At 64.9% G+C, this 21,331-nt stretch carries 16 protein-coding genes and 1 pseudogene; 8 read left to right on the top strand and 9 right to left on the bottom strand.

From position 1 onward, the window contains the following. Positions 1-11: 11 nt before the first annotated feature. The 3 genes from D106_RS0105435 to D106_RS0105425 all read left to right on the top strand — a co-directional run bounded on the left by D106_RS0105435 (position 12) and on the right by D106_RS0105425 (position 7,155). Positions 12-1,121, top strand: a complete 1,110-nt coding sequence (locus D106_RS0105435) for an ABC transporter ATP-binding protein (protein WP_038045631.1) — start codon at positions 12-14, stop codon at positions 1,119-1,121. A gap of 62 nt (positions 1,122-1,183) precedes the next feature. Further along, positions 1,184-3,007: an autotransporter assembly complex family protein gene (locus D106_RS0105430; protein WP_038045628.1), complete on the top strand. Its 1,824-nt coding sequence runs from the start codon at positions 1,184-1,186 to the stop codon at positions 3,005-3,007. 8 nt (positions 3,008-3,015) lie between these two features. Further along, complete coding sequence (locus D106_RS0105425) at positions 3,016-7,155, top strand: translocation/assembly module TamB domain-containing protein (RefSeq protein ID WP_026280584.1); 4,140 nt, start codon at positions 3,016-3,018, stop codon at positions 7,153-7,155. Positions 7,156-7,827: 672 nt separating this feature from the next. On the opposite strand, the gene D106_RS0105420 is transcribed toward D106_RS0105425, so the two are convergent. From D106_RS0105420 to D106_RS0105400, 5 genes are all read right to left on the bottom strand, one after another. Further along, on the bottom strand, positions 7,828-8,691 hold the full coding sequence (locus D106_RS0105420) for an NAD(P)-dependent oxidoreductase (protein WP_018879449.1): 864 nt from the start codon (positions 8,689-8,691) through the stop codon (positions 7,828-7,830). Positions 8,692-8,880: 189 nt separating this feature from the next. Beyond that, positions 8,881-10,248, bottom strand: a complete 1,368-nt coding sequence (locus D106_RS0105415; protein WP_018879448.1) for an alkaline phosphatase family protein — start codon at positions 10,246-10,248, stop codon at positions 8,881-8,883. A gap of 80 nt (positions 10,249-10,328) precedes the next feature. Next, on the bottom strand, positions 10,329-11,321 hold the full coding sequence (locus tag D106_RS0105410; protein ID WP_026280583.1) for a glycosyltransferase: 993 nt from the start codon (positions 11,319-11,321) through the stop codon (positions 10,329-10,331). Continuing rightward, entirely contained in the window at positions 11,321-12,019 is a 699-nt protein-coding gene (locus D106_RS0105405) for a sulfotransferase (RefSeq protein ID WP_026280582.1), read from the bottom strand. Before D106_RS0105405 ends, D106_RS0105410 begins: the two co-directional genes overlap by 1 nt. Beyond that, entirely contained in the window at positions 12,012-12,218 is a 207-nt protein-coding gene (locus D106_RS0105400) for an acyl carrier protein (protein ID WP_018879445.1), read from the bottom strand. Before D106_RS0105400 ends, D106_RS0105405 begins: the two co-directional genes overlap by 8 nt. A gap of 134 nt (positions 12,219-12,352) precedes the next feature. On the opposite strand from D106_RS0105400, the gene D106_RS0105395 reads away from it, so the two are divergent. Then, positions 12,353-13,327: a sulfotransferase gene (locus D106_RS0105395; protein WP_018879444.1), complete on the top strand. Its 975-nt coding sequence runs from the start codon at positions 12,353-12,355 to the stop codon at positions 13,325-13,327. A gap of 2 nt (positions 13,328-13,329) precedes the next feature. Next, on the top strand, positions 13,330-14,472 hold the full coding sequence (locus tag D106_RS0105390; RefSeq protein ID WP_018879443.1) for a hypothetical protein: 1,143 nt from the start codon (positions 13,330-13,332) through the stop codon (positions 14,470-14,472). 9 nt (positions 14,473-14,481) lie between these two features. On the opposite strand, the gene D106_RS0105385 is transcribed toward D106_RS0105390, so the two are convergent. Further along, complete coding sequence (locus tag D106_RS0105385) at positions 14,482-15,600, bottom strand: DegT/DnrJ/EryC1/StrS aminotransferase family protein (RefSeq protein WP_018879442.1); 1,119 nt, start codon at positions 15,598-15,600, stop codon at positions 14,482-14,484. A gap of 164 nt (positions 15,601-15,764) precedes the next feature. Next, a pseudogene (locus tag D106_RS14225) lies at positions 15,765-16,205 on the bottom strand (transposase); the annotation flags it as partial. A gap of 135 nt (positions 16,206-16,340) precedes the next feature. Between D106_RS14225 and D106_RS14655 the strand changes: the two are divergent. The 3 genes from D106_RS14655 (at position 16,341) to D106_RS14220 (ending at position 19,767) form a co-directional block, all read left to right on the top strand. Next, positions 16,341-17,192 carry an alpha-1,2-fucosyltransferase gene (locus D106_RS14655; RefSeq protein ID WP_196994410.1) on the top strand — a complete coding sequence of 284 codons (852 nt, stop codon included), beginning with the start codon at positions 16,341-16,343 and terminating at the stop codon, positions 17,190-17,192. A 387-nt stretch (positions 17,193-17,579) separates the two neighbouring features. Then, on the top strand, positions 17,580-18,542 hold the full coding sequence (locus tag D106_RS0105370; RefSeq protein WP_018879439.1) for a UDP-glucuronic acid decarboxylase family protein: 963 nt from the start codon (positions 17,580-17,582) through the stop codon (positions 18,540-18,542). A gap of 31 nt (positions 18,543-18,573) precedes the next feature. Then, positions 18,574-19,767, top strand: coding sequence for a DUF563 domain-containing protein (locus D106_RS14220; protein WP_231372855.1), 1,194 nt, complete (start codon positions 18,574-18,576; stop codon positions 19,765-19,767). A 125-nt stretch (positions 19,768-19,892) separates the two neighbouring features. Here the strand turns inward: D106_RS14220 and D106_RS0105360 are convergent, their stop codons facing one another. Continuing rightward, complete coding sequence (locus tag D106_RS0105360) at positions 19,893-21,029, bottom strand: glycosyltransferase family 4 protein (RefSeq protein ID WP_018879437.1); 1,137 nt, start codon at positions 21,027-21,029, stop codon at positions 19,893-19,895. 17 nt (positions 21,030-21,046) lie between these two features. Next, positions 21,047-21,289 carry a transposase gene (locus tag D106_RS15370; protein ID WP_369773049.1) on the bottom strand — a complete coding sequence of 81 codons (243 nt, stop codon included), beginning with the start codon at positions 21,287-21,289 and terminating at the stop codon, positions 21,047-21,049. Between the last annotated feature and the right edge of the window lie 42 nt (positions 21,290-21,331).

Here is a 21,331-nt window from a genome sequence, read left to right as displayed (position 1 = left end):
CCCAGCCCGCCATGACCCAGCCCATCGACACCAGCCTGCAGGTGCCTCACACGCCGCTGATCGCCCTCGATCAGGTCGACATCGGCTACGACGGCACCGCCGTGGTCCACCAGGTATCGCTGGCCCTGTCCAAGGGCCAGATCGGGTGCCTGCTGGGCCCCTCCGGCTGCGGCAAGACCACGCTCCTGCGCGCCATCGCCGGCTTCGAGCCGCTGATGGCCGGCAGCATCCAGCTGGACGGGCGCAGCGTCAGCGACGCCCGGGGCACGGTGCCGCCGGAGAAGCGCGGGGTCGGCATGGTGTTCCAGGACTTCGCCCTGTTCCCGCACTTGAGCGTGGCCGACAACATCGCCTTCGGCATTCGCCACTGGGGCCGCGAGGATCGCGACGAGCGCATCCGCTCGCTGCTCAAGCTGGTGGGCCTGTCGGGCTATGGCGAGTCCTTCCCGCATGCCCTGTCCGGCGGCCAGCAGCAGCGCATCGCGCTGGCCCGGGCGCTGGCCCCGCGGCCCAAACTGCTGTTGCTGGACGAGCCCTTCTCCAGCATGGACGTGGAGCTGCGCGGCGAGCTCGCACGCGAAGTGCGGCGGATCCTGCGCGCGGAGAACACCACCGCCATTCTGGTGACCCACGACCAGCACGAGGCCTTCGCCTTCGCCGACCGCATCGCGGTCATCCACCAGGGCCGCGTGGCCCAGTGGGATACCGCCTACAACCTCTACCACCGCCCGGCGGATCGCTTCGTCGCCGACTTCGTCGGCGAGGGCACGCTGATCCCCGGCATGGTCTGCGCCGAGCATGTGGTGGATACCGCCTTCGGCGAGATCGAGGGCACTCTGTCGGAGCAGCTGCTGCCCGGCACGGCCGTGGATGTCCTGGTCCGCCCGGACGACATCGCGATCGACAACGAGGCCGGCACCATCCGCACCGAGATCCTCGACAAGGCCTTCCGCGGAGCGGACTTCCTCTACACCCTGCGTCTGCCGGACGGGCTCAGCGTGCTGTGCATGGCCCCGTCCCACGACAACTTCGTGATCGGCGAACACGTACGCCTGCGTCTCGATTTCACCCACCTGGTGGTGTTCTCGCGGGGCAGCGGGGTGGACTGCCCGGCGACCTGATCCGCCGCCGGCGTAACGCAACGGCCGGTCGGGCGGGAACTCGCGTGAGTTGGCGCGTTCCGATCCTCACACGCGCCCCGCTTCGCAACCGCTATCATCGTTCCATGACCCGTCTCCGCGCCCTGTTCATTCGCCGGTTAGCCCTGTCGCGCGTCGGCGTGGTCGCACTGGTAATGCTGGCGCTCGCGGGCCTGGCAAGCCCGGCCGCCGCCGAGAATGGCGCCACCCCGGGTCTGCAGATCGAGGGCGGAACCGACGCCCAGCGCGAGAACATCCGCAACAGCATCAACCTGGCGCGGCACCCCTGCGACCTGCCGGGGTTTCGCGAACGCCGGGTCCTGCGCGACACCGAGGAACGCGCCCGCAACGCCCTGCGCGCCATCGGCTTCTACGACGCCGAGCTGGAGCTGGACTTCGAGCGCGGCGAGGACTGCTGGGACGTCCGTATCACCCTGGACCCCGGGCCACCCACCACGGTCGAGCGGATCGATATCCAGATCACTGGCGAGGGGGCCGACGACCTGGGCTTCGAGGCCGTGCGCAGCCAGACCGAGATCCGCGTGGGTGACACCCTGCGCCACGACCGCTACGAGGCCCTGCGTAACCGCATGACGCGGATCGCCGCCGATCGCGGCTACTTCGACGCCGATCTCCACACCCGGCGCCTCGAGGTAGACCGCGACGCGCGCGCCGCCACCATCCGCCTGCACATGGAGACCGGGGATCGCTACCGCATGGGCCAGGTCCGTATCGACCAGGACATCCTCGCCGACGACTTCGTCCAGCGCATGGTGCCCTTCGAGGCCGGCGACCCGTACAGCTCGGCGCAGATCATCGCACTGCAACGCAACCTGAACGACAGCGGCTACTTCGGCGGCGTCCGCGTGCGCCCGCAGCGCGATGCGGCGGACGGGCTGGAAGTCCCGATCCTCGCGGAGCTGGAACCACGCAAACGCCACAGCTACGAGGCCGGCATCGGCTACTCCACCGATATCGGACCGCGCATCCGCCTGCGCTACGAACATCGCTACGCCAACACCCGGGGCCACCGCTACCAGGCCGAGATCGAGGCGTCCCCGGTGCGATCCGGCATCGGCTACAACTACGAGATCCCGCTGCGCGATCCGCTGCGTGAACGCCTGAACCTGTTCACCACCTACCGCACGGAAAAGACGGACACCCAGGAATCCGACCGCTTCCAGATCGGGGCCAACCGTATCCTGCAGCGCCGCAGTGGCTGGCAGACCACCGAGGGGCTGCGCTACGAATACGAGGACTACACCGCCGGCGAGGACGACAGCGGCCGCAGCCAGCTGCTGATCCCGTCCTACCGCATCAGCCGCATGGATGCGGACGATCCGATGACCCCGCGGCGCGGCTACCGCTTCGAGGCCACCGTGCAGGGCGCGCGCGAGGAGATCCTGTCCAGTACCTCGTTTGCGCAGGTACTGGCCAGCGGCAAGATCGTGCGCGGCCTCGGCCCCGGACGGGTACTGGCGCGCGCGGACGCCGGTTTCACCGAGGTCGACGCGGTGCAGGAGCTCCCCAGCTCCCTGCGCTTCTACGCCGGCGGTGACGCCAGTATCCGCGGCTACGGCTATCAGCGGGTCGGCCCGCGCAACGAGGACGGCGATGTGATCGGCGGGCGCCACAAGGTGGTTGGAAGCCTGGAGTACGACTACCCGGTCGTCGGCAACTGGAGCGCCGCGGCCTTCGTGGACGCCGGCAACGTGGTCAACGAGTGGGACGAATTCGACCCGGTCTACGGGGTCGGGATCGGCGTGCGCTGGCGCTCCCCGGTCGGTCCCATCCGCGTGGACCTGGCCCACGGCCCGGATTCGGAAGACGACTTCCGCATCCACTTCTCCATGGGGCCGGACCTGTGAAGTCCGTTTTGCGCGCCAGCCTGTGGGGGCTGTCCACGCTCCTGACCCTGGTGATCGTCCTGCTGGGGACCCTCGGCGCCCTGCTCGCCACCGAGTCCGGTACCCGCTGGCTGGCCGCCCAGGGCGAGCGCCTGGCCCCGGTCGAGTTGCGCATCGACCGGGTCGAGGGAACGCTGTTTACCGAACTGCGGCTGCACGGCCTGTACCTGGCGCTCCCCGACGGGCCGGAGATCGATCTGCCCGCGGGCCGCATCGGCGTCAGTGCCCGCAGCCTGCTGCGCGGGGAACTGAACATCCGGCTGCTGGCCGCCACGGGCATGCGCGTCGATCTACCGTCGCCCGACCCGGAGGCGGCCTCCGACGATGAACCCTTCGCACTGCCCGAATCCATCCAGCTACCGCTGGCAGTGCGCCTGGGCCAGCTACTCGTCGAGGATCTGGAGATCCTTCAGACCGGCGAGCCACTGGCTACCATCACCCGCCTGACGGCCGGCGCCCGGGCGCGCGGTTCGCGGGTCGAGCTGCAGGCGCTGGAACTGGATATGCCGGAGATCCGCGCCCGACTGACCGGGGAGATCGAGACCGACGGGGACTATCCGCTCGAGCTGCGCGGCCAGTGGCAGGCCCCCCTGCCCGAGACGGCTGCCGAGGGCCTGGGAACCGACGAGGCAGACGGCGAGCTGCGGGTCACCGGGGCCCTGCGGGAACGCGTACAGGTGGACCATGACCTGCGCGCCGGCATCGAGCTGAGCCTGCATGCCAGCGCCCGCGAACTGTTCGCCACGCCAGAGCTGGAACTGACCGCGCAGTGGCAGCCCTTCGCCTACCACCTCGATCCGGAACAGCACGTCGACATAGAGGCCGGGCGCCTTGAGGTGCACGGCACACCGGAGGCCTGGGCCCTGGAGATCGACACGGCCGCCACCCTCGCACCCTGGCCGCGCATCGCCGTGAGCACCCGTGCACGGGGAGACCTCGAATCGCTGCAGCTTGAAGGCCTCGAGATCGCTTCCGAAGCCGGTCGGATCGCCCTGTCCGGCCCGGTCCGCTTCGACGACGCCCTGGACTGGGACCTGGCCCTGGAGGCCCATCAGCTGACGCCGACGCCGCTGGGTCTGGACGTGGATGCCGGGATCGAGCATCTCAAGGCGGAGCTGCAGGGTCACCTGCCGCTGGGGACCGACGCCCCGCCCCTGGCCGCCCTGGAGGCACGCGCGAGCGTCACCGAACTGGAAGGACATTTCGAGGATCAGCCGCTCAGCGGGAGCCTGAACGCATGGGTGGCCGATGGCGAGGCCGGCATCGAGGACACCCGCCTGGCCATCCGCGACCTCGCGCGGCTGAATCTGGCGGGTGCGGCCACGGGCCTGGCCGGCGACCTGACCGATCCCGATCACCGCATCGCCTTCGACCTCGGGCTGGACCTCGCGGCCCCGGAACTGGCACGCCTGCACCCGGAGCTGGACGGCCGCATCGAACAACTGCGCGTGGCACTGGACGGCGACTACGCACCCGCCAGCGGTGGCCTCGCCGCGCAGCTCGAGCTGGCCCCGCTGCAGGCCCGCCTGCGCGGGATCGACATCACGGGTGACGCCCGGGTCGCGCTGAGCGAGACCGGTGGCCAGATCGAACGGCTGCAGCTCGCTACCGACACGGGTGCCCGGCTGGCCCTGAGCGGCGACCTCGACTGGACCGAAGGCCTGGCGTGGGATCTCGCGCTGGACGGCGAGAGGCTGGACCCGTCACTGGTGGCCGCCGAGCTCCCCGGCCAGCTCACGCTGGCCCTGACCAGCGAGGGACACCTGGACGCCGACGGCCGCCCGCGCCTCCAGGCCCGACTACAGCGCTTGGAGGGCCGCCTGCGCGAACAGCCCGTTTCCGGTCAGGCGGAACTCGCGCTGGAGGGCGAACACCTGCGCGTGGACCGCCTGGACCTGGCGCTGGGTCGGAACACGCTGAGCGCCCGCGGCGAGTGGACCGACGCCCTCGACTTCGAACTGCAACTGGATGCACCGGAGCTGGACCGGGCCTGGCCCGACCTTGGCGGCCGGCTGGAACTGGATGCGCGTATCACGGGGGACCCCGAGCGTCCGCGCGTCGCGGCGCGCGGCAGCGGCGCCGGCCTGCGACTGGCGGACATCACCCTGGAACGGCTGGAATTGCAGGCCGATGCGGGCCTCGAAGTAGCCGCACCCGCCGAGATCGAGCTGCGCCTGGCCGGGCTCGAACCGGGCGACGGTACGCGGGTGGAGTCTTTGCGGCTGGACGCCTCTGGCCGCGTGGATGAACACCGCGCCACCCTCGGCGCAGATGCGACAGACCTGGGTTCACTGGAACTGGCGCTGCGCGGCGGCCTGGACCCCGAGACCCTGCACTGGCGCGGACAGCTCGCACGACTGGACCTGGACCAGCCCGCCGCCGGGGCCTGGCACCTGGCCGAGCCGGTCGCGCTGGAGGGCGGGCCCGAGCAGGCGCGGCTGGAGCGCCTGTGCCTGGCGCGGGACGACGCGCGCCTGTGTACCGAGGCCCGCTGGAGCGGCACCGCAGGGGCGGAATTCGATGCCGACATCCGGGCCCTGGACCTGGCGTGGCTGGAACCCTTCCTGCCGCCGGAACTGGCCATCGCCGGCGAGCTGAACGCCGACGCCAGCGGCCGCCTCGAGCCCGACGGCACCCTGGCGGCCGACCTGGCCGTGACGCCGACCGACGGCCACCTGATCGTGCGGGACGAGGACGGGGATCTCGAGGAAGTCCCCTACCGCGACGTACGCCTGAGCGCCCGGGTACGCGACCGCGACGTGGACGCCGCCCTGCGCCTCGACTTCCTGGAGGGCGGAACCGCCCGCAGCGACATCCGCCTGCGCCCAGACGGCGAGGACCTGCGCCTGGACGGTGACTTTGTCGCGCGCCTCGAGGACCTGGCGTGGCTGGCCGCCCTGAGCCCCGAGATCCAGCGCCTGAGAGGGTCGCTGGACGCCCGCCTGGACTTTGGTGGCCGCCTCGACGCACCGCTGGTGGAGGGTGAGGTGGCCTTCCGCGACGGGGGCGTGCTGATCCCGGAAGCGGGTATCGACGTGGTGATCCCCGAGATCACGGCCCGCGTGGTGTCGGCCGAGGAGCTGACGCTCGCCGGGCGGCTGGAGTCGGGCGATGGCGACATCGACCTCGACGGCCGGGTCGATCTCGGGAGCGACGGCCCGCGCGCCGAACTGAATCTGGCCGGCACGGACTTCCTGGTGGTCAACCGGGTGGACGCGGAGGCCCGCATCACACCGGACCTGCAGCTGGTCTTCACCCCCGCCGACGGCATTCGCGTGCGCGGCGAGGTATTCCTGCCCTGGGCGCGCATCCGCCCGCCGGACCTGCCGCCGGGCGCGATCCGGGTCTCCGGCGACGAGATCATCCTCGGCGAGGAGATCCAGGAGGCCCAGGGGCTGAAGACCGACATCCGGATGCGGATCCGGCTGGGCGACGACGTGCGCTTCGACGGCTTCGGCCTGACCGCGCGCTTCGCCGGCGAGGTGGATGTCGAGGAGATCACCGGGCAGCCCACCCAGCTCTTTGGCGAGATCACCATCCCCGAGGGGCAATACAGCGACTACGGCCAGGATCTGCGGGTGGAACGCGGCAGCCTTGTCTTCCAGGGGCCGGCGGAAACCCCGGAACTGGACCTGCGCGCGGTGCGCACCGTGCGCGAGTACAACGTGACGGTCGGCCTGGAGATCCGCGGCACGCCGGACAACCTGCGCTCGCGGGTGATCTCCGACCCGCCGATGGACGAGACCGAGGCGATGTCGTTCCTGCTGACCGGGCGGCCCCTGTCGGGCGCGTCACAATCGGACGGCAACATGATCGCCGCCGCCGCGGCGGCCTACGGCCTGGAACAGGGCGCGGTGATCACCGAGCGCATCGGCCGCGAACTGGGCCTGGACGAGGTGGAACTGGATACAGAGGGCGGGCTGGACGAGAGCGCGCTGACGCTGGGTCTGTACCTCTCGCCAAGGCTCCTGCTGCGCTACTCCATCGGGTTGTTCGACAACACCTCGAAGGTTTTGCTGCGCTATGAACTGACGCGCAACCTGAGCGTGGAAACCGCCTCCGGCACCACGGAACAGTCCGTCGACCTGATCTACCGCATCGAACGCTAGGGAGACGCTGCGGCCTGTAAACCCGTTTTTTCACCACGAAGCGCACGAAGGCACGAAGAAGACCGTTTTCCGGTTGTAACACGCGGCCAATGAGGGCTTCCGGGGGATGGACCTCGCGCGGGGATGATCGAGGCCAGAATATAACGCCACCCTGATGGATCGTCCCGAGCGACGGCACCATCTCAACCGCCGGTCATCGCGAGGAGCGCAGCGACGTGGCGATCGGTCCGGCTTTACCTGAGCGCGGCCAACGCGGCTATATCGATCGGTACGTTCGGTGGGCGACTTTCGTAGCGGGCATAACAGCCGCGCGCTGCTAGGGAGACGCTGATTCAATCGCGCGTCCGCGCTCGAGTCGCTTTTGCGTGCGAACAAGGCGCGGTGACTGCCCTACAGTCATTCTGCACAAGGGAACCGCAACGCCGTGCGCGCGCCCGTTTTTGATAACATCGGGCGGCCGAGCCCCCGCTTTCGATAGCTTGTGGGGTTTGTGCCCCCTGTTCCCCGATCCTGCGTTGCGCCGCTTGCCAGTAGAACCACTACCCGCTGCACGACGCGCCTTGTCTCGGAACGTTTTGTCTCGAACAACTGGGGGGCACCAACGCGGACGCGCGATTCAATCAGCGTCTCCCTAGGAAAGCGTGATGAATTCACGCTTTCGAAGTGACAGGTCTATTCGAGGGCGAGGTCTTCTCGTGAGGGAACGAAGGCGCGCGGCTCGTGCCCCAGGATCGCGCGCGCATGTAGCGAAGGGAACTGCATGTCCAGGTTCATGCGCGCCACCATGGCCGGCGTCCACCCGCGAAACCGGGGCAAGACCCTCGCCGCACTTACCGCCCACTGCAGCGCTGGACGCGGCAAAGTCACAATGCGAGGCGGGCGCCCCAGCGCCTCGAAGACCCGTTCCACCATCTCTCGGTAGGACAACACTTCGCCCCCGGCAAACTCGAATACCCCCGTTCCCCGGTCAGCGAATTCCAGCAAGGCCAGACATGCTGCAGCGAGATCATCGGCATGCACCGGCTGGCGCATCCCGGATGCAGCCCCTTCGACTGGAAAAAAACCGAAACGCTCGATAAAGCGCGCGATCGACGAGATGCTTTGATCGCGACCACCACCCCAGATCAGCGTGGGTCGCAGAATGGTGGCCCGCGCGAACAGCGCGCCCTGCATCACTCGGCCTTCGCTGTCTGCCAGACGACGCGCCAAAGCCCGTTCCGACGGCACCTGCGAATCACGCTTCGTTTGCACGCTGGTAGAACTGAACGCCACCAGGCGGCGCACTCCGCGCTCACGCAGGACCGGCAGCAGCCCCGGCAACAGCCAGATCGGCGCGACATGCACAAGGGCAGCGGCCTCGGGCAAGCGCGCCAACTGCGCTGGATCCGCCAGATCGATTTCGCACCGCTCGACCGTCCCGCCGAACCCCGGCGGATTCCGCCCGACCACAACCGGCTCGAACCCGCCAGCCTGCAAGCGCGGCACAAGGTAATACGCGACCGCCGAACTCGCGCCGGTTATCAGGACCCTGTTCACACCCCCCCTAAGGCCGCCAGTGGTTTGTCGGGTGTAGTCGTCCGTCGCGAACGTCCTGTGAGTGCGGGTCCATGCTTTCGGTCTCTCAAGAGGCATATTTGGAAACTGGGTACCGAGCGAGGGGGAGCGTTCGCCTTCCCGCGCTCGCAGCAGATCAAGCTCAGATCCGGTCGGCGGTCAGCGCGATGATCATACGCTTTCGGCGACATCGGGTGCAGATGCCCGCGTCCGGTCACTCCCGCGTAGTGAGTCACCCCCTGGCCCCTGAACCGCGCGCATCACTCGTTCGTGCAGCGAGGCCAGCGGCACCTTCCGTGCCTCCGCCGACTGTTCCGCCGTGTCGATCAAGTAGCCGGTGGTGTCGTGGTGACCGTTCTTGATCGCTACCAGAGCCACGTGAGCGGCGAGGTCGGAAATCACTCGGCCCGTTGCGCTCACGGCTCGCGTACCGGGGCGGACTTCGTGCGGATATGTCAGGCTCACGAACAGTTCCGCACCGCGGTTGTCGACCTCCTCGAACAATGCTCGCCCCTCTTCGTCACAAGCGCCCCGCAGCACGCGCTCGCCAGCCCACGCCGCCTCGGCATCCGCAAACCGCACCAGGAAATCGCGCGACATCCGCGGCTCCACCGCCACGACTCCGTCGATACCGAGCTGTCGCAGGAACTCGGCATGGTCCGTCAGTCGGTAATAGAAGGTCACCTCCGGATAAGGCACCTGCTGCAGCCCCGTAGCCAGAATCAGGCGCGCCTGCGGAAAACGGGCGCGCAAGTCACGCAGCATGCGGTCGTACAGGGCATACACCTCCAGCACCGGATCCGCTTCTGCCGCCACATACCAATCCGGGTTGCGACGCCCGGTCTCTCCCACCGAGGAATTGAAAAAGTAGTGATGCTGAATATGCGCGCCGGCATTCAGAAACAGAACCGAAAGATCCGGCTGATGCTTTCGGTATAGCACTGTATGGAGGTCATACAGCAGCAAATCCAGCAGCATCGCCCGCGGCCACTGCCGGCGGAGACCGCAGGCGATCAGGTGCGCATAAGCCGGATAATGACGTGGCCGCGCATAGCGCAACAGGCCAACGAGCACATCCAGCAGAGTCCGCGTCCCCGCTCCACCGGTTGCATTAGTGTTTACGGCCTTTGCCACTGCCCCCGCCAAGCGCCGCACCAGCGGCGCCCCGGATGCGGGCGTGCCCGTCCAGGGGTCGGGGACAAAATACGGAGAACTACGCAACCGGTTTTCCGCGTTCATGGGCGAGATCGCCCCCACCTGAAAACCTTGTTGCTCCAGGTCTTCGAAAAACTGCGGCACCGGTTGCCCGACGATATCGCCAAGGCGGAACACTCCGTGATCCTCGTACGGGCGGCCGGTATGCACCGTGACCCACTGAATCCAGGGCTCCAGCCGCTCGTAACGGTCCTCCGCCTGCGTTCGAATCAACCCATGCTCGCCCATCAGGTCGCGAAACCCGGGCAGATGCCCGCGCTCCACGTACCGCCGCACATAGTCAAAATTGATCTCGTTCAACCCCAGCAGAATCGTCCGGCCCATGCCTCGCCCCCGTCATCCGCAACCCGCACCTTAGCAGGCCGGCGCAAAGTCGGCAGGCCCCACGCCGCCACTCGCGGCACTCAGGGCCGCGGTGGCCGGAACGGTGCGAAGCCCCGCCACCACCGCCGCACCCATTCCCAATCCGCCAAGCGAAATACCAGTACACGAAGCAACCTGGAGAAAGGGATGGTCAGCGCGTAGTTGTCGCGGCAGCGATCGAGAAAATGCCGAGCCAGGTCCTCGCGCCCGATACGCCGGAAGTAACGATGAATCATGCAGCGTGTATGGGCATATTCGACGTGCTGCTGTCTACGTGAAAGGCCGGACCAGACCCCGCCCTGATGCAGCCGATACACGGCAGGCCGGACATCCAGGTGATGATGGCTGCCGCCATGCGCGCCGAGCAACACTAGCAGGAAACGATCGCCATTGCGGACCAGGCTGCGCTCGGGACACCAGGGCAGTGGTACGTTGCGATAGACCAGACTCAGCGTCAGCAAGGGCCCATCGCCGTGTTCCAGTTCGACCGCCGAGAAGTCACGCCGCGCGTACTTCGGCAACTTCAAGGGCGTCAGCACACGCCCCTGCGCATCCACTATCACCGCGTCGTGGCCGGAGACCACGACCTTCGGATGCCGCTCGAGGAAGTCCACCTGGATCTGAAGCTTGTCGGGATCGATCCAGTAGTCATCCCCCTCACACACAGCGATGTATCGACCCCGGGTTACGGGGTCCATCGCCTGCCAGGGCTTGCGCCCCAGGGCATACTGGTTCTCGGTCTGCAGGATCGGACGGATCAGATTCGGATAGCACGCCTGGTAGCGACGGATAACCTCCTGCGTGCCATCGGTGGATGCATCGTCGTGGACGATGATCTCGAACGGGAAATCGGTGCGCTGCATCAGGAACCCTTTCAGCGCATCCTCGATAAACGGCGCATGATTGTAGGTCAGGCACCGGATGCTGACCACGGGCTCGGTGGATCCGCCCCAGCGCGCCAGCAATGCCTGTTCCGACAACGGCTCCACCGCTCTTGCCGGGGCCCGGTTCCGATCCGTAAGCGGGGAGGTCATCAGCTGCGATTCTCCCAGGGGAAATCCCCCGCCGGATCATCGGGCAGGCCAAGGAAAGCCAAAAAACGCTGATAGGCCCCAGGCTCGGCGAGATTCAGGACCAGCAGGTCCTCGGGCCGCTCCCGGAAATACTCCGTCACATCGCGGTTATGCCGCCGATAATGGGCCATCATGATCTCCGGGTTATAGGGGTCATGATCCGGCGTGCCATGCAGCCGCACCGTGTTGTACACAAATCCCGTCCGGGAGTATCGCGCCCGGCGCAGATCATCGGCGGTAGGCACCTGGCCGGACCGGCCAAACTTGCGGGAATGAAAGTGTACCAGCGACTGGTGCCACTGCTCCGGGCTGTCGCGAACGGTCAGAATAAAGAGGCTACCCGGAAAGGCCACGTCGAGATGCCGGAACGTGCCGGGACAACTGAAGGGGACATCCTGAAACACCTGCGCCGAATGGCAATAGTCCACGATGGCCTCGAACCGCCCCTCGAAATAATCCCGATCATAGAGCCGCTCGGCCATACGCTGATCGCCCACCGGAAAACCGAGACCTTCGAAGGTCCGGCGCACTGACGTAGTTCCGGTCTTGTTGCGGCCAATCACGAATATCTTGCGCCGATCACGTGCGCGCCACCGGTTACGCAGCATCTTCGGCCCGACCCGCAGCCGATGCGCCAGAAATCTCAGTTCGTCACGCAACGCCTTCCCCACAATGCCCCTGCTCCTTCCGACAACGCTGAATCTCGACCGGCGCCTCCTCCAGCCGCAATCGGTCGGTCCGATGCTCGATCGCCAGTTTCGCCCGGAAATCCGCTTCCAGACCCATCATCAAGTCCACTCGCTTCAGCGAGTCGAGATCCAGGTCCTCGATCCGCATGGTTCGGCGCACGGCCTCCACGCCATCACACCTTCCACTGTTCGCGCCCCCCGACCGCCCCCCGCCTCCGGGGCCCGCGCATTCGCGGTGGCCATTGGCTATGCTGTGTACGGACCGTTGCAACCGCCCGAGCACAGGAAACGCTTACCCCAGCCATGCCCGTCCCACTGCTGATACACATCGGTATGCACAAGACCGGCTCGAGCTATCTGCAGAGACTCATCTTCGATGACGTCGACGCCGGGTTCCGGAGCCCAATACCGCGCCCCTTGCTGAGGCGGACGTTCCTCGCACCCGACGCATTCGCATTTTGCCCCCGCTCTGCCCGCAACCACCTGACCCGTTTCCTGGCGCGCGATCACCGCGGCGACACCGTCGCCGTACTGAGCCACGAGCAGTTTTCGGGCCAGCCGGCCGGGGGCGGCTACGGGTTGCGGCGCCGCGAGCGCGAAGTCGGTCGCGGGGAGCTCGCCGAGCGCCTGCACACCACCTTCCCCGAGGCTCGCATCCTCCTCGTCATCCGCGAACAGCGCGACATGCTGCGCTCGATCTACAAATGGATGGTCTGTGGCTGGCAAGGTCGGCTTTCGGCCAGCCCGCGCCAGTTCCTGGATCAATCTTCCCTGCTCGATGACTACAGCCCGCTGTTCCATTGCGGGTATCTCGAATACCACTCGCTCGTGGCGCATTATCAGCAAAGCTTCGGGGCATCGAACGTGCTGGTGCTCCCTTACGAATGGCTGAAAACCGACCCGCTGGCCTTCGTCAATCATATCCGGTCCTTCGTCGACCTGAATCCCGCCGTGCGCGTGCGCGAATCACGGGTCAATCCGGGGCAACACGCCACCCTCTGCCTGCTCCAGCGTCCCTTGAACCGGCTGCTGGCATCGCCAAACCGTCCCGGGCGGCGCTCCGAGCCGGAACGCTACGGAGCCGCCCTCGCCCGGCGCATCAGCGGCCTGCTGCCCGAGCGCCTGCACGCCGCGACCGAACGCAGGCTCGCACGCCAGATCGACACATGGGTCCACGATCGCTATACACACAGTAACCAGAAGACCGCCCGCCTGACCGGGCTGGACCTGCGTGCACTCGGATACACCCTTCCCGACGAACCTGTGGAGACACCCTGACCTTGGCAGATCTTCACGACATCCGCCTGCTCATCGTCAGCGTTGGCAGCCTGGTGGGCCAGAACGTTCTGGACAGCCTGGAGTACAACCAGTGCTACCGGCGCGACCGGGTACACGTTGCGGGCACCAACAGCATTGCAGCCAGCGCAAACAACTTCCGCTGCGACGAATGCCACCTGGTCCCGCCGACCGCCGCCCCGGACTATCCCGACGCCATGGCCCGCATCCTGCGCCAGACCAGACCCGACCTGATCCTGAGCGCCCGTGACGCGGATACCGCCGCGTTATGGAAGCTGCTCGACGCCCATCCCGATCTGCCCGGAAAAATACCCTACGGCAACCTCGAGACCGTCCTGTGTGCGCTGGACAAGGGCAGGAGCGCCACCTTCTGCGCGACCCACGGACTGCCATTCGCCGACACGCTGGTCCTGCAGTCACCCGACGACCTTGACGCGCTGTACGCCTTTGCGGAGCGGGTCGGATATCCGATGGTCGCCAAGCCCATCGAGGGTTTCGCATCGCAAGGCGTCTATTTCGTACGGGACGCCCGCGAGGCCGCGTACTTTGCGCACCACACCGGGTATCTGTTTCAGGAATTCCTCGGCCCCGGCGATGCCCTGGAGCCGTACTTCGAGCTGCTGGACGGCCCCAAACCCCTGTTTGCGGAGGTGCCGGGCGTCAACCACTACACCTGCCACATCCCCATTGCCCCGGATGGCCGGATCGGAGAGATCTTCGTGCTGCACAACCACCACCACTTCGGCGCCGTCACGCGCATGCAGCGGGTTTCCCATCCCGAACTGGAAGCCCTCGCCCGACGCTTTGCCCTGGCCTTCGTGGCCGATGGCGGGGCCGGCCCCCTCTCGGTGCAGTTTCGCGCGGACCGGAACGGACAGTTCAAGGCCCAGGAAATGAACCTGCGCACCACCGGCAGCACCTTCGCTCGGCTGATGATGGGGCAGGACGAGCTTGGATTTTTGCTGAACGAATGGCTGCCCGAACACGACTTCCCGCAGTTTTCGCGGCCCGAGCCCGCCTACGACCTGGTGGTCAGCAAATCCCTGTACAGCTATGCCACCTGGATGAACCCGGTCGAAACCCTCGAGCGGACCGGCGTCTGGCGGCAAGCGGCGCCACCGCAATAACCCGGAACGTCACCCGTCACCGGCGGCCTTCCCCAGCCCCGGAAGCACCGCGCGCAGAGTCTTCAGCACCCGCTCAGTCGCGTCCCGCCCCGAGCCCAGCGGCAGACACAGCAGCCGCGCCGCCAGATCCCCGGCCGTGCGGCTCGCCGGCCGCTCGGGGTTCAGCTCCGGAATCCGATCCAGCGCCGGGAAGAAATACCGCCGCGCCCCCACCCCTGCTGCCAGCAAGGCATCCTTGACCCGCTGCATCTGGGCCTCGTCCGCGAACGCCACCGGAAAATACACGTAACTGTGGTGCTCCAGGCCACCGTTCATGCGCTGCAGGCATGCCCGCGTCTGCAATTCCTCCACGTAGGCATGCCATGCCTCGCGGCGGGGCTCCAGGCAGGCCTCGATCTCGTCCAGCACACATAGCCCCATCGCGGCCTGCAGCTCGCTCATCTTGGCGTTGATGCCGACCCCCTCGATCTGGTCGGGCCCGGCCTGCCCAAAATTGATCAGCGTGCGCGCCCGCGCCAGGTCCGCTTCACGCCGGAACACGATCGCACCGCCCTCCACGGTATGAAAGGCCTTGGTCGCATGAAAACTGACCGTAGTCGCGTCCCCGCGCGCCAACAGACTCGCCCCCCGGTAGCGCGCCCCGAATGCGTGCGCACCATCGTAGATCACCGGCAGCCCGTGTGCCGCGGCCACCGCCTCGATCGCCTCCGTATCACAGGCATTACCGAACAGATGCACCGGCACCACAGCCCGAGTGCGCCCCCCCACCAGAGGCGGAATACTGTCCGGATCCAGGCACCAGGTCTCGGTATCGATATCGGCAAAAACCGGCTCTACCCCCTCCCACTTCAGCGAACTGGCCGTAGCCACGAAACTCAGCGGGGTCGTGATCGCCTGCGGGCGATCATCCCTCCCCGAAACCCCCAGCGCGCGATACGCCACCTGCAGCGCTAACGTACCGCTGCCCACCAGCAACAAGTGCTCGACATCCAGATAGTCGCGCAGCCGACGTGTCAATTCCTGCACCAGTGGCCCGTTGTTCGTGAGCACATTGCACTCGTAGATGCCATCCAGATAGGCATCAAGCTTCTCGCGACGAGGAAGATAAGGACGTGCAACCGGGATCATTTTCGAACCGCACTCCGGCCAGAGACAGGGATGCAGATTACCACTGCACTCCAGCCCGGAGGCATGCGCCTACGGGATCCCTGAACCCGCCGGAACAGGACATAGTCGGTCCGCTTACACAGCAATGCCGCCAGAGTCCCGGCGACAACCTATTGACAGCTCACGCCCAGGCGCTGGCAATGGCTGGACCACGGGTATTCCTCAGCGGACGACAACATGCGCGCCCGCACCGGGTTCAGCTCGATATACCGCGCACAGGCCAGCAGATAGGCCTCCGTCTGAGCCAGACTCGACTTGTCGCGCCCCTCCCACAACGTTCCGGAACGACTCTCCAGGCGATTGCGGTACCGAGTCGCCCGCGACGCCAGCACCGTCCTCCACCGACCCATTGCCGCGACCTCCTCGCCTGGCCCCAGCAACAGATGCCCATGGTTTATCATCAGGCTGTACGCATACACCCGAACACCCCCCGCACTGCTCAGTCAGACCGCCCCTCCCAATACCGCACGCAATCCTTCCCCCAGCAAACAGGACCTGACGTTTGCGCCCGCGCTGACCACATGGTGCGGAATAGGCCGCAACACCACTCGCGCCATCCTTGGCATACCCCCCTCCGATCCCTGCGGCGGAAGTGCATCTGTCCCCGTTTCTCCACCCGACACCTCTATTTGCCCCGCGGCTCAAGAGCCCAATACACTACCCACCGAAGTTCCCAATTCCTAAAGATCTGGGGGGGTCCCGTGATCTTATTTTTTGAAAATGGACGCCTCGGGAATCAGCTTTTCCAGTATTGCGGATTCAAGAAATACTTTCCTGATGATCGATTGATCCTGTTTGGCTTCGATGATATCCACAACTATTTCGATCATGTTGAGGCACATTGTATACCCAAGAGCAAGATGCCGCGCTGGATGGGCTTTCGGCGCCTAAAGCGAATCGCAAGATTCCTCGCCGAAATCCGCATCCTTGGGCTACTCACAGAAGACCCAAATCCAGAACATTTCAATATCACCTCCCGAAAAGGCCTGCTCTGGATGGTTTTTGTTTCACGCGATGCATACTTCCAACATCGTGATGTCGTAAACAATCTAGAATATGCGCCCAATCTAAAACCTGATCTGCGAGAACGTGCAACTCGTTGGCTGCACGCTAGAGACATCAGGATTGACCGCGATCTCATTGTCTTTATCCATGTCCGAAGGGGCGACTACCTGCATTGGCCATCGAAAGACTATCCCGCTGTGATGGACCTGGCTTGGTACAGGCGCGCCATGGGAATGATAAAAGACAAAGTACGCAACCCCGTCTTTATCTTGATGAGCGATGACCAGAACTACCTGCACGATGTCTTTGAAGAATCGGAAACGCTATTCATTTCTAACAACACTGCAGAACTGGACCTTGCGATCATGGCAGAATGCAAAGGTGGAATCTTGTCTGCAAGTTCGTTTGCATGGTGGGGTGCGTTTTATGCGCAACCCACTAGGAAAAGAGATGCTTACTTCATTGCCCCAAAGTATTGGTGTGGCTATCGAGCCAAGGAGTGGTACCCTGCGGGTTTCCGAACAGACTGGATCACTTATATTGAGTAGAGTGCCACTTGCCAGCTCTCGACGGGGTTCGGGTTATCGTGCTTGGGTTCCATTAGATCGCACTGACCATTCGGCCATCCAGCGCGAGCCTGGCGAACGCCACACCCTGCCACTCCAGACGTCAGTGATCGGGTTCGCCCGCGCGCGCTGTCACGCCTACTCGGGCGCTAGCGGAGCCAAAAGAGCGCTCTAGCAACCCCCGGAAACGGCTTTCCTGGAAGCCATCGCCGTGCTGTCCAGCCGTAATGAAGTCGTCATGATGGCCCACCCTCGGATGGAGCAAACCCGCTAGAACTGTCGCACAAAAAGCGCAGTCATTTGAATCACGTTCCGGGGCGGAGGTAGCGCCCCCTTTGACGAGGGGCTCACAAGAAAAGGATTACCGCTATGCACTACAGTCTCCGAAAGAAAGTACTGGTAACGGGGGGCGCCGGGTTCCTGGGATCGCGATTGTGTGAGCGCCTCTTGCAGGAAGGCCACGAAGTATTGTGCGTGGATAATTTTTTCACAGGGTCCCGCGACAACATCCGAGACCTTGTGCAAAACCCATTCTTCGAAGTGATGCGGCATGACATTACCCAGCCACTTTATGTGGAAACGGACGAGATCTACAACCTGGCGTGTCCGGCCTCACCGGTGCACTACCAGTTTGACCCCGTGCAGACCACCAAGGTTTGCGTGCATGGCGCGATCAATATGCTGGGTCTGGCCCGGAGAACGGGAGCCCGAATCCTCCAGGCATCGACCAGCGAGGTGTACGGCGACCCGGAGGTTCATCCCCAGAAGGAAGACTACTGGGGCCGCGTGAACCCCATTGGTCCGCGTGGATGCTACGACGAAGCCAAGCGCTGCGCCGAAACGCTTTTCTTCGACTATCGGCGTCAGCACGCGATGCCGATCAAGGTCGCTCGCATCTTCAACACCTATGGGCCAAGGATGCAACCACGCGATGGTCGTGTCATTTCGAACTTTGTAGTGCAGGCTTTGCAGGAACGGCCAATCACGATATACGGAAACGGCGAACAGACTCGCTCATTCTGTTACGTCGACGACATGGTCAAAGGCTTAATAGATTTGATGCAAACGGACGACGACTTCACCGGCCCCGTCAACTTGGGGAACCCGCGAGAAATATCCATGCTGGAATTGGCCCACCAGGTCCTCAAGCAGACAGGGTCAAAATCCCCCTTGGTGCACCACGCTTCACCTGAGAACGACCCACGGCAACGCCAACCGGACATCACTCTGGCGAGAAATCAACTCGGGTGGCAGCCCACCGTTCCACTAGAGACAGGCCTCGAGCAGACCATTGCGTGGTTCCGGAAGCTGCGCGCTTCAGGGCTCGCTTGATCAAAAAAATGATCGCCAAGGAAAGCGCCCGATGACAAAGATACTCAACCCCGCTCGGTTGGCAAAACTTTCAGCGCGCAAAGTGCTGGATACGCTTGAGGACATCACGTCAGTTGGGCCCGGAAAGACGGGCGCAGTACGCTGGATCAATGTGGAAACAAGCAGTTGGGTATCAGGCAGGGACTCGTGTGCCGCAACCCGTGGCGGGGACGCTCTTCGATGGTATGAGGAGGATTCGATTGGGCTCGCGGGTGTCTGCCACGTCGAAAAAGCACATGTCTGCATGCTCAAGCTGAACACCGCGAGCCAGCGTCCATTGACTCGGCGCGCTGCCGTGCGCGTACACTCATTTCGCCGTGTAGAGTACCCGGGTTCGCCTTATCTGTTTTCCCGGCGCATAAGGGCGATCTTCCACAAGGGCGGCCAACTTCAGAAAAATGGCGTTCACGTCAAGGGCCGGGTGGCCTTGCTGGGCAACGAAGTGAGCGATGCTTACAACTACTACCATTTCTGGATGGATACGGTAGGAGACTTGCTGATGCTTCGCGATACACTTCCTTCGCACCTCCAGCCTGATCGCTTTCTGATATCCCATGCGGGACAGACTTGGCAGGACGAGATACTGGAGCAGGTCGGCATCGCCCCGGCGCAAGTCATTCGATACGCCGACCATGAACGTTTAACGGCGGATGAACTCATTGTGCCGGTCCGCGACAAGGGGGAGGCACGTGTTAGCCCCGGGCTTGTTGACAGGATCCGACGCTCAGTCAATTTGCCTCCTGTCGCGCAAGGCGCAGGCCGCTTGCTGTATATCTCCAGGGGCGACAGCGCTCGTCGCACGGTCAGAAACGAGGCTGATGTTCGCGATTTGGTCCAGCATTATGGAATAGAGGTGCTCGAGCTGTCCGGGATGAGCGTATCCGAACAGATCGACCTGTTCGCCTCGGCAAGGCTGGTGGTTGGCACGCACGGCGCAGGGCTAACCAACCTGATGTGGTGCCAACCCGGCACTACCGTTGTCGAACTCCTCCCGGACCGACACCGGGTTCCCTGCTTCTACAGGATTTGCGAGCAACGCAACCTGAACCATCACGTTATTCCCTGCTCTCAGCCGGGAACGGAAAAAGGCCTCACTGCCCCCATGTTGGTACCGCTGGAACCACTGGCCGCGGCCCTTGAGCGCGAGCTCTTGGCGCGCAAGGCGCCCCCCCACCACGGCACCTGAGCTCACCACACCAGAGACACAGCCCCCCGAGGGAGCTATCCCCACGACCGAACCAGCCTGGTCCTTGGCGGAGCCGGCAAGCGCCCGACAGTGGCACAACGGCACGTCCGCCTCAGGATCGCGCCCTACAATGAACACGTGTATAACGCAAAATACCTGCGGCAGCAGTTTTCGAGTGAATAATAGGCCCGTACCCGCGCCTGATTACGCGCTGCCACTTCCAGAAGCCCGACCGGGTCCGAAAGGAAATGGACCAGCGCAGCGGCAAACCCGGAAGCGTCATGGTGGATAAATCGGTCATCGCCGATCACCTCCCGGGGACCCCCACTGTCGGTGCTCAACACGGCACATCCCGCACTCATCGCTTCGACCAAAACCCGCCCGAACGACTCGCAACCCGGCTTGGTCGTCAACACAAAAACATCCAGTTCCTCGTAAAAGCCAACCATGGTCGCGGGCGACCGGTTAACTTCTCCGGAAAAGCGTCTGCCCAGCTCCTCCTCCAGTTCCCGGAACATCCCGTCCACCGCCCGCAACTCCGAAGCCTCCGAACACCCCACGGCCATGCGCCACTCGACCACGCCGGGAACGCGCTGCTCGACCCGCCGAACAATCTCGACCGCCAGCGGCCAGTCCTTCCAGTCCGCATACCGTCCGGAAAACCCGACCACGAGCCTACCTCCTGCCGCATGCCGTCGTGCCCCCCGGGGCTCGAGCCCCTCATAGGCCGGTCCGGCCGAGTTCCCGATCACCTCCATACGCAGGCCGCTGGCGGCCTGCCGCACAACCGGCTCCCAATAACGCCGATTCAGCTCTGTCGTACATACCATCGCATTCAGGTCGCGCAGGGCCCATCGCAACAGCCCACGCACCACAGGGCCGTACTTGGTAAAAATGCCCCGCTCGGTATGCACCAGGGCAGCCCCCCCAGGCAGAAACCCGGACCGCCGCAGCAGGACGACCGCCAGCAAACTCGCCTGCCCCTGGGTATGGATCAGATCCGGGCGCTCCTCGTAAATCAGCCGTCGCAGGCGCAACACAAACGCCAGGGCCGCGAAGGGATTTCGAAACACCTTCTTCAGGCGATCACGAGGCGCCACCGACCGATACTCGACTCGATTGCGACCGTCAGGCGCCCTCCCCGGCTGCACCACCACCATCCGAAACCGATGCTGCAGACACTCGGCGATGATCCGGGTGGACTCCTGCTCCCCGCCCACCGTCTCCAGTCCGTTGTCAGTGCACAGCATCACGGTCTTCATATGTGTCGTCCCCCGGGTTAGGTCCACGTATAACTGGAGGTTTCCGGGAGGTGTCGCTCTCGGCCTTCAACCAGCGTGAGACCCTCCAGTGACCCATGCGGTATGGCTTCGTTGTAGTCCCGCAGCCACTGCTCGGTGTGTTCTCGGACGTCGGCCAGCATTCGAAAGGCGTAGAGGTCCCGCACCCTGCGGCGAGAGCTGCCATAGAACCGTTCGATTAAGCCGTTCTGCATCTGTTTCCCCGGCTGGGTGAAGCTCAGCCCCAGGCCCCGCGATGCGAGGCCCAGTCAGTGATCACGGCC

This window comes from Thioalkalivibrio sp. ALE9 (assembly GCF_000377445.1).
In the GTDB taxonomy this organism is placed as follows: Bacteria; Pseudomonadota; Gammaproteobacteria; order Ectothiorhodospirales; family Ectothiorhodospiraceae; genus Thioalkalivibrio.
Note: the sequence above shows the minus strand (reverse complement) of the source record. Positions and strands in the feature narration are given on the sequence as shown.

Excerpts from the sequence above, each read along its gene's own strand:
- D106_RS0105435 (WP_038045631.1), top strand. The coding sequence starts at position 12 with ATGACCCAGCCCATCGACACCAGCCTGCAGGTGCCTCACACGCCGCTG.
- D106_RS0105415 (WP_018879448.1), bottom strand. The coding sequence starts at position 10,248 with ATGGGCCGGACGATTCTGCTGGGGTTGAACGAGATCAATTTTGACTAT.
- D106_RS0105410 (WP_026280583.1), bottom strand. The coding sequence starts at position 11,321 with ATGACCTCCCCGCTTACGGATCGGAACCGGGCCCCGGCAAGAGCGGTG.
- D106_RS0105395 (WP_018879444.1), top strand. The coding sequence starts at position 12,353 with ATGCCCGTCCCACTGCTGATACACATCGGTATGCACAAGACCGGCTCG.
- D106_RS0105385 (WP_018879442.1), bottom strand. The coding sequence starts at position 15,600 with ATGATCCCGGTTGCACGTCCTTATCTTCCTCGTCGCGAGAAGCTTGAT.
- D106_RS0105370 (WP_018879439.1), top strand. The coding sequence starts at position 17,580 with ATGCACTACAGTCTCCGAAAGAAAGTACTGGTAACGGGGGGCGCCGGG.
- D106_RS14220 (WP_231372855.1), top strand. The coding sequence starts at position 18,574 with ATGACAAAGATACTCAACCCCGCTCGGTTGGCAAAACTTTCAGCGCGC.
- D106_RS0105360 (WP_018879437.1), bottom strand. The coding sequence starts at position 21,029 with ATGAAGACCGTGATGCTGTGCACTGACAACGGACTGGAGACGGTGGGC.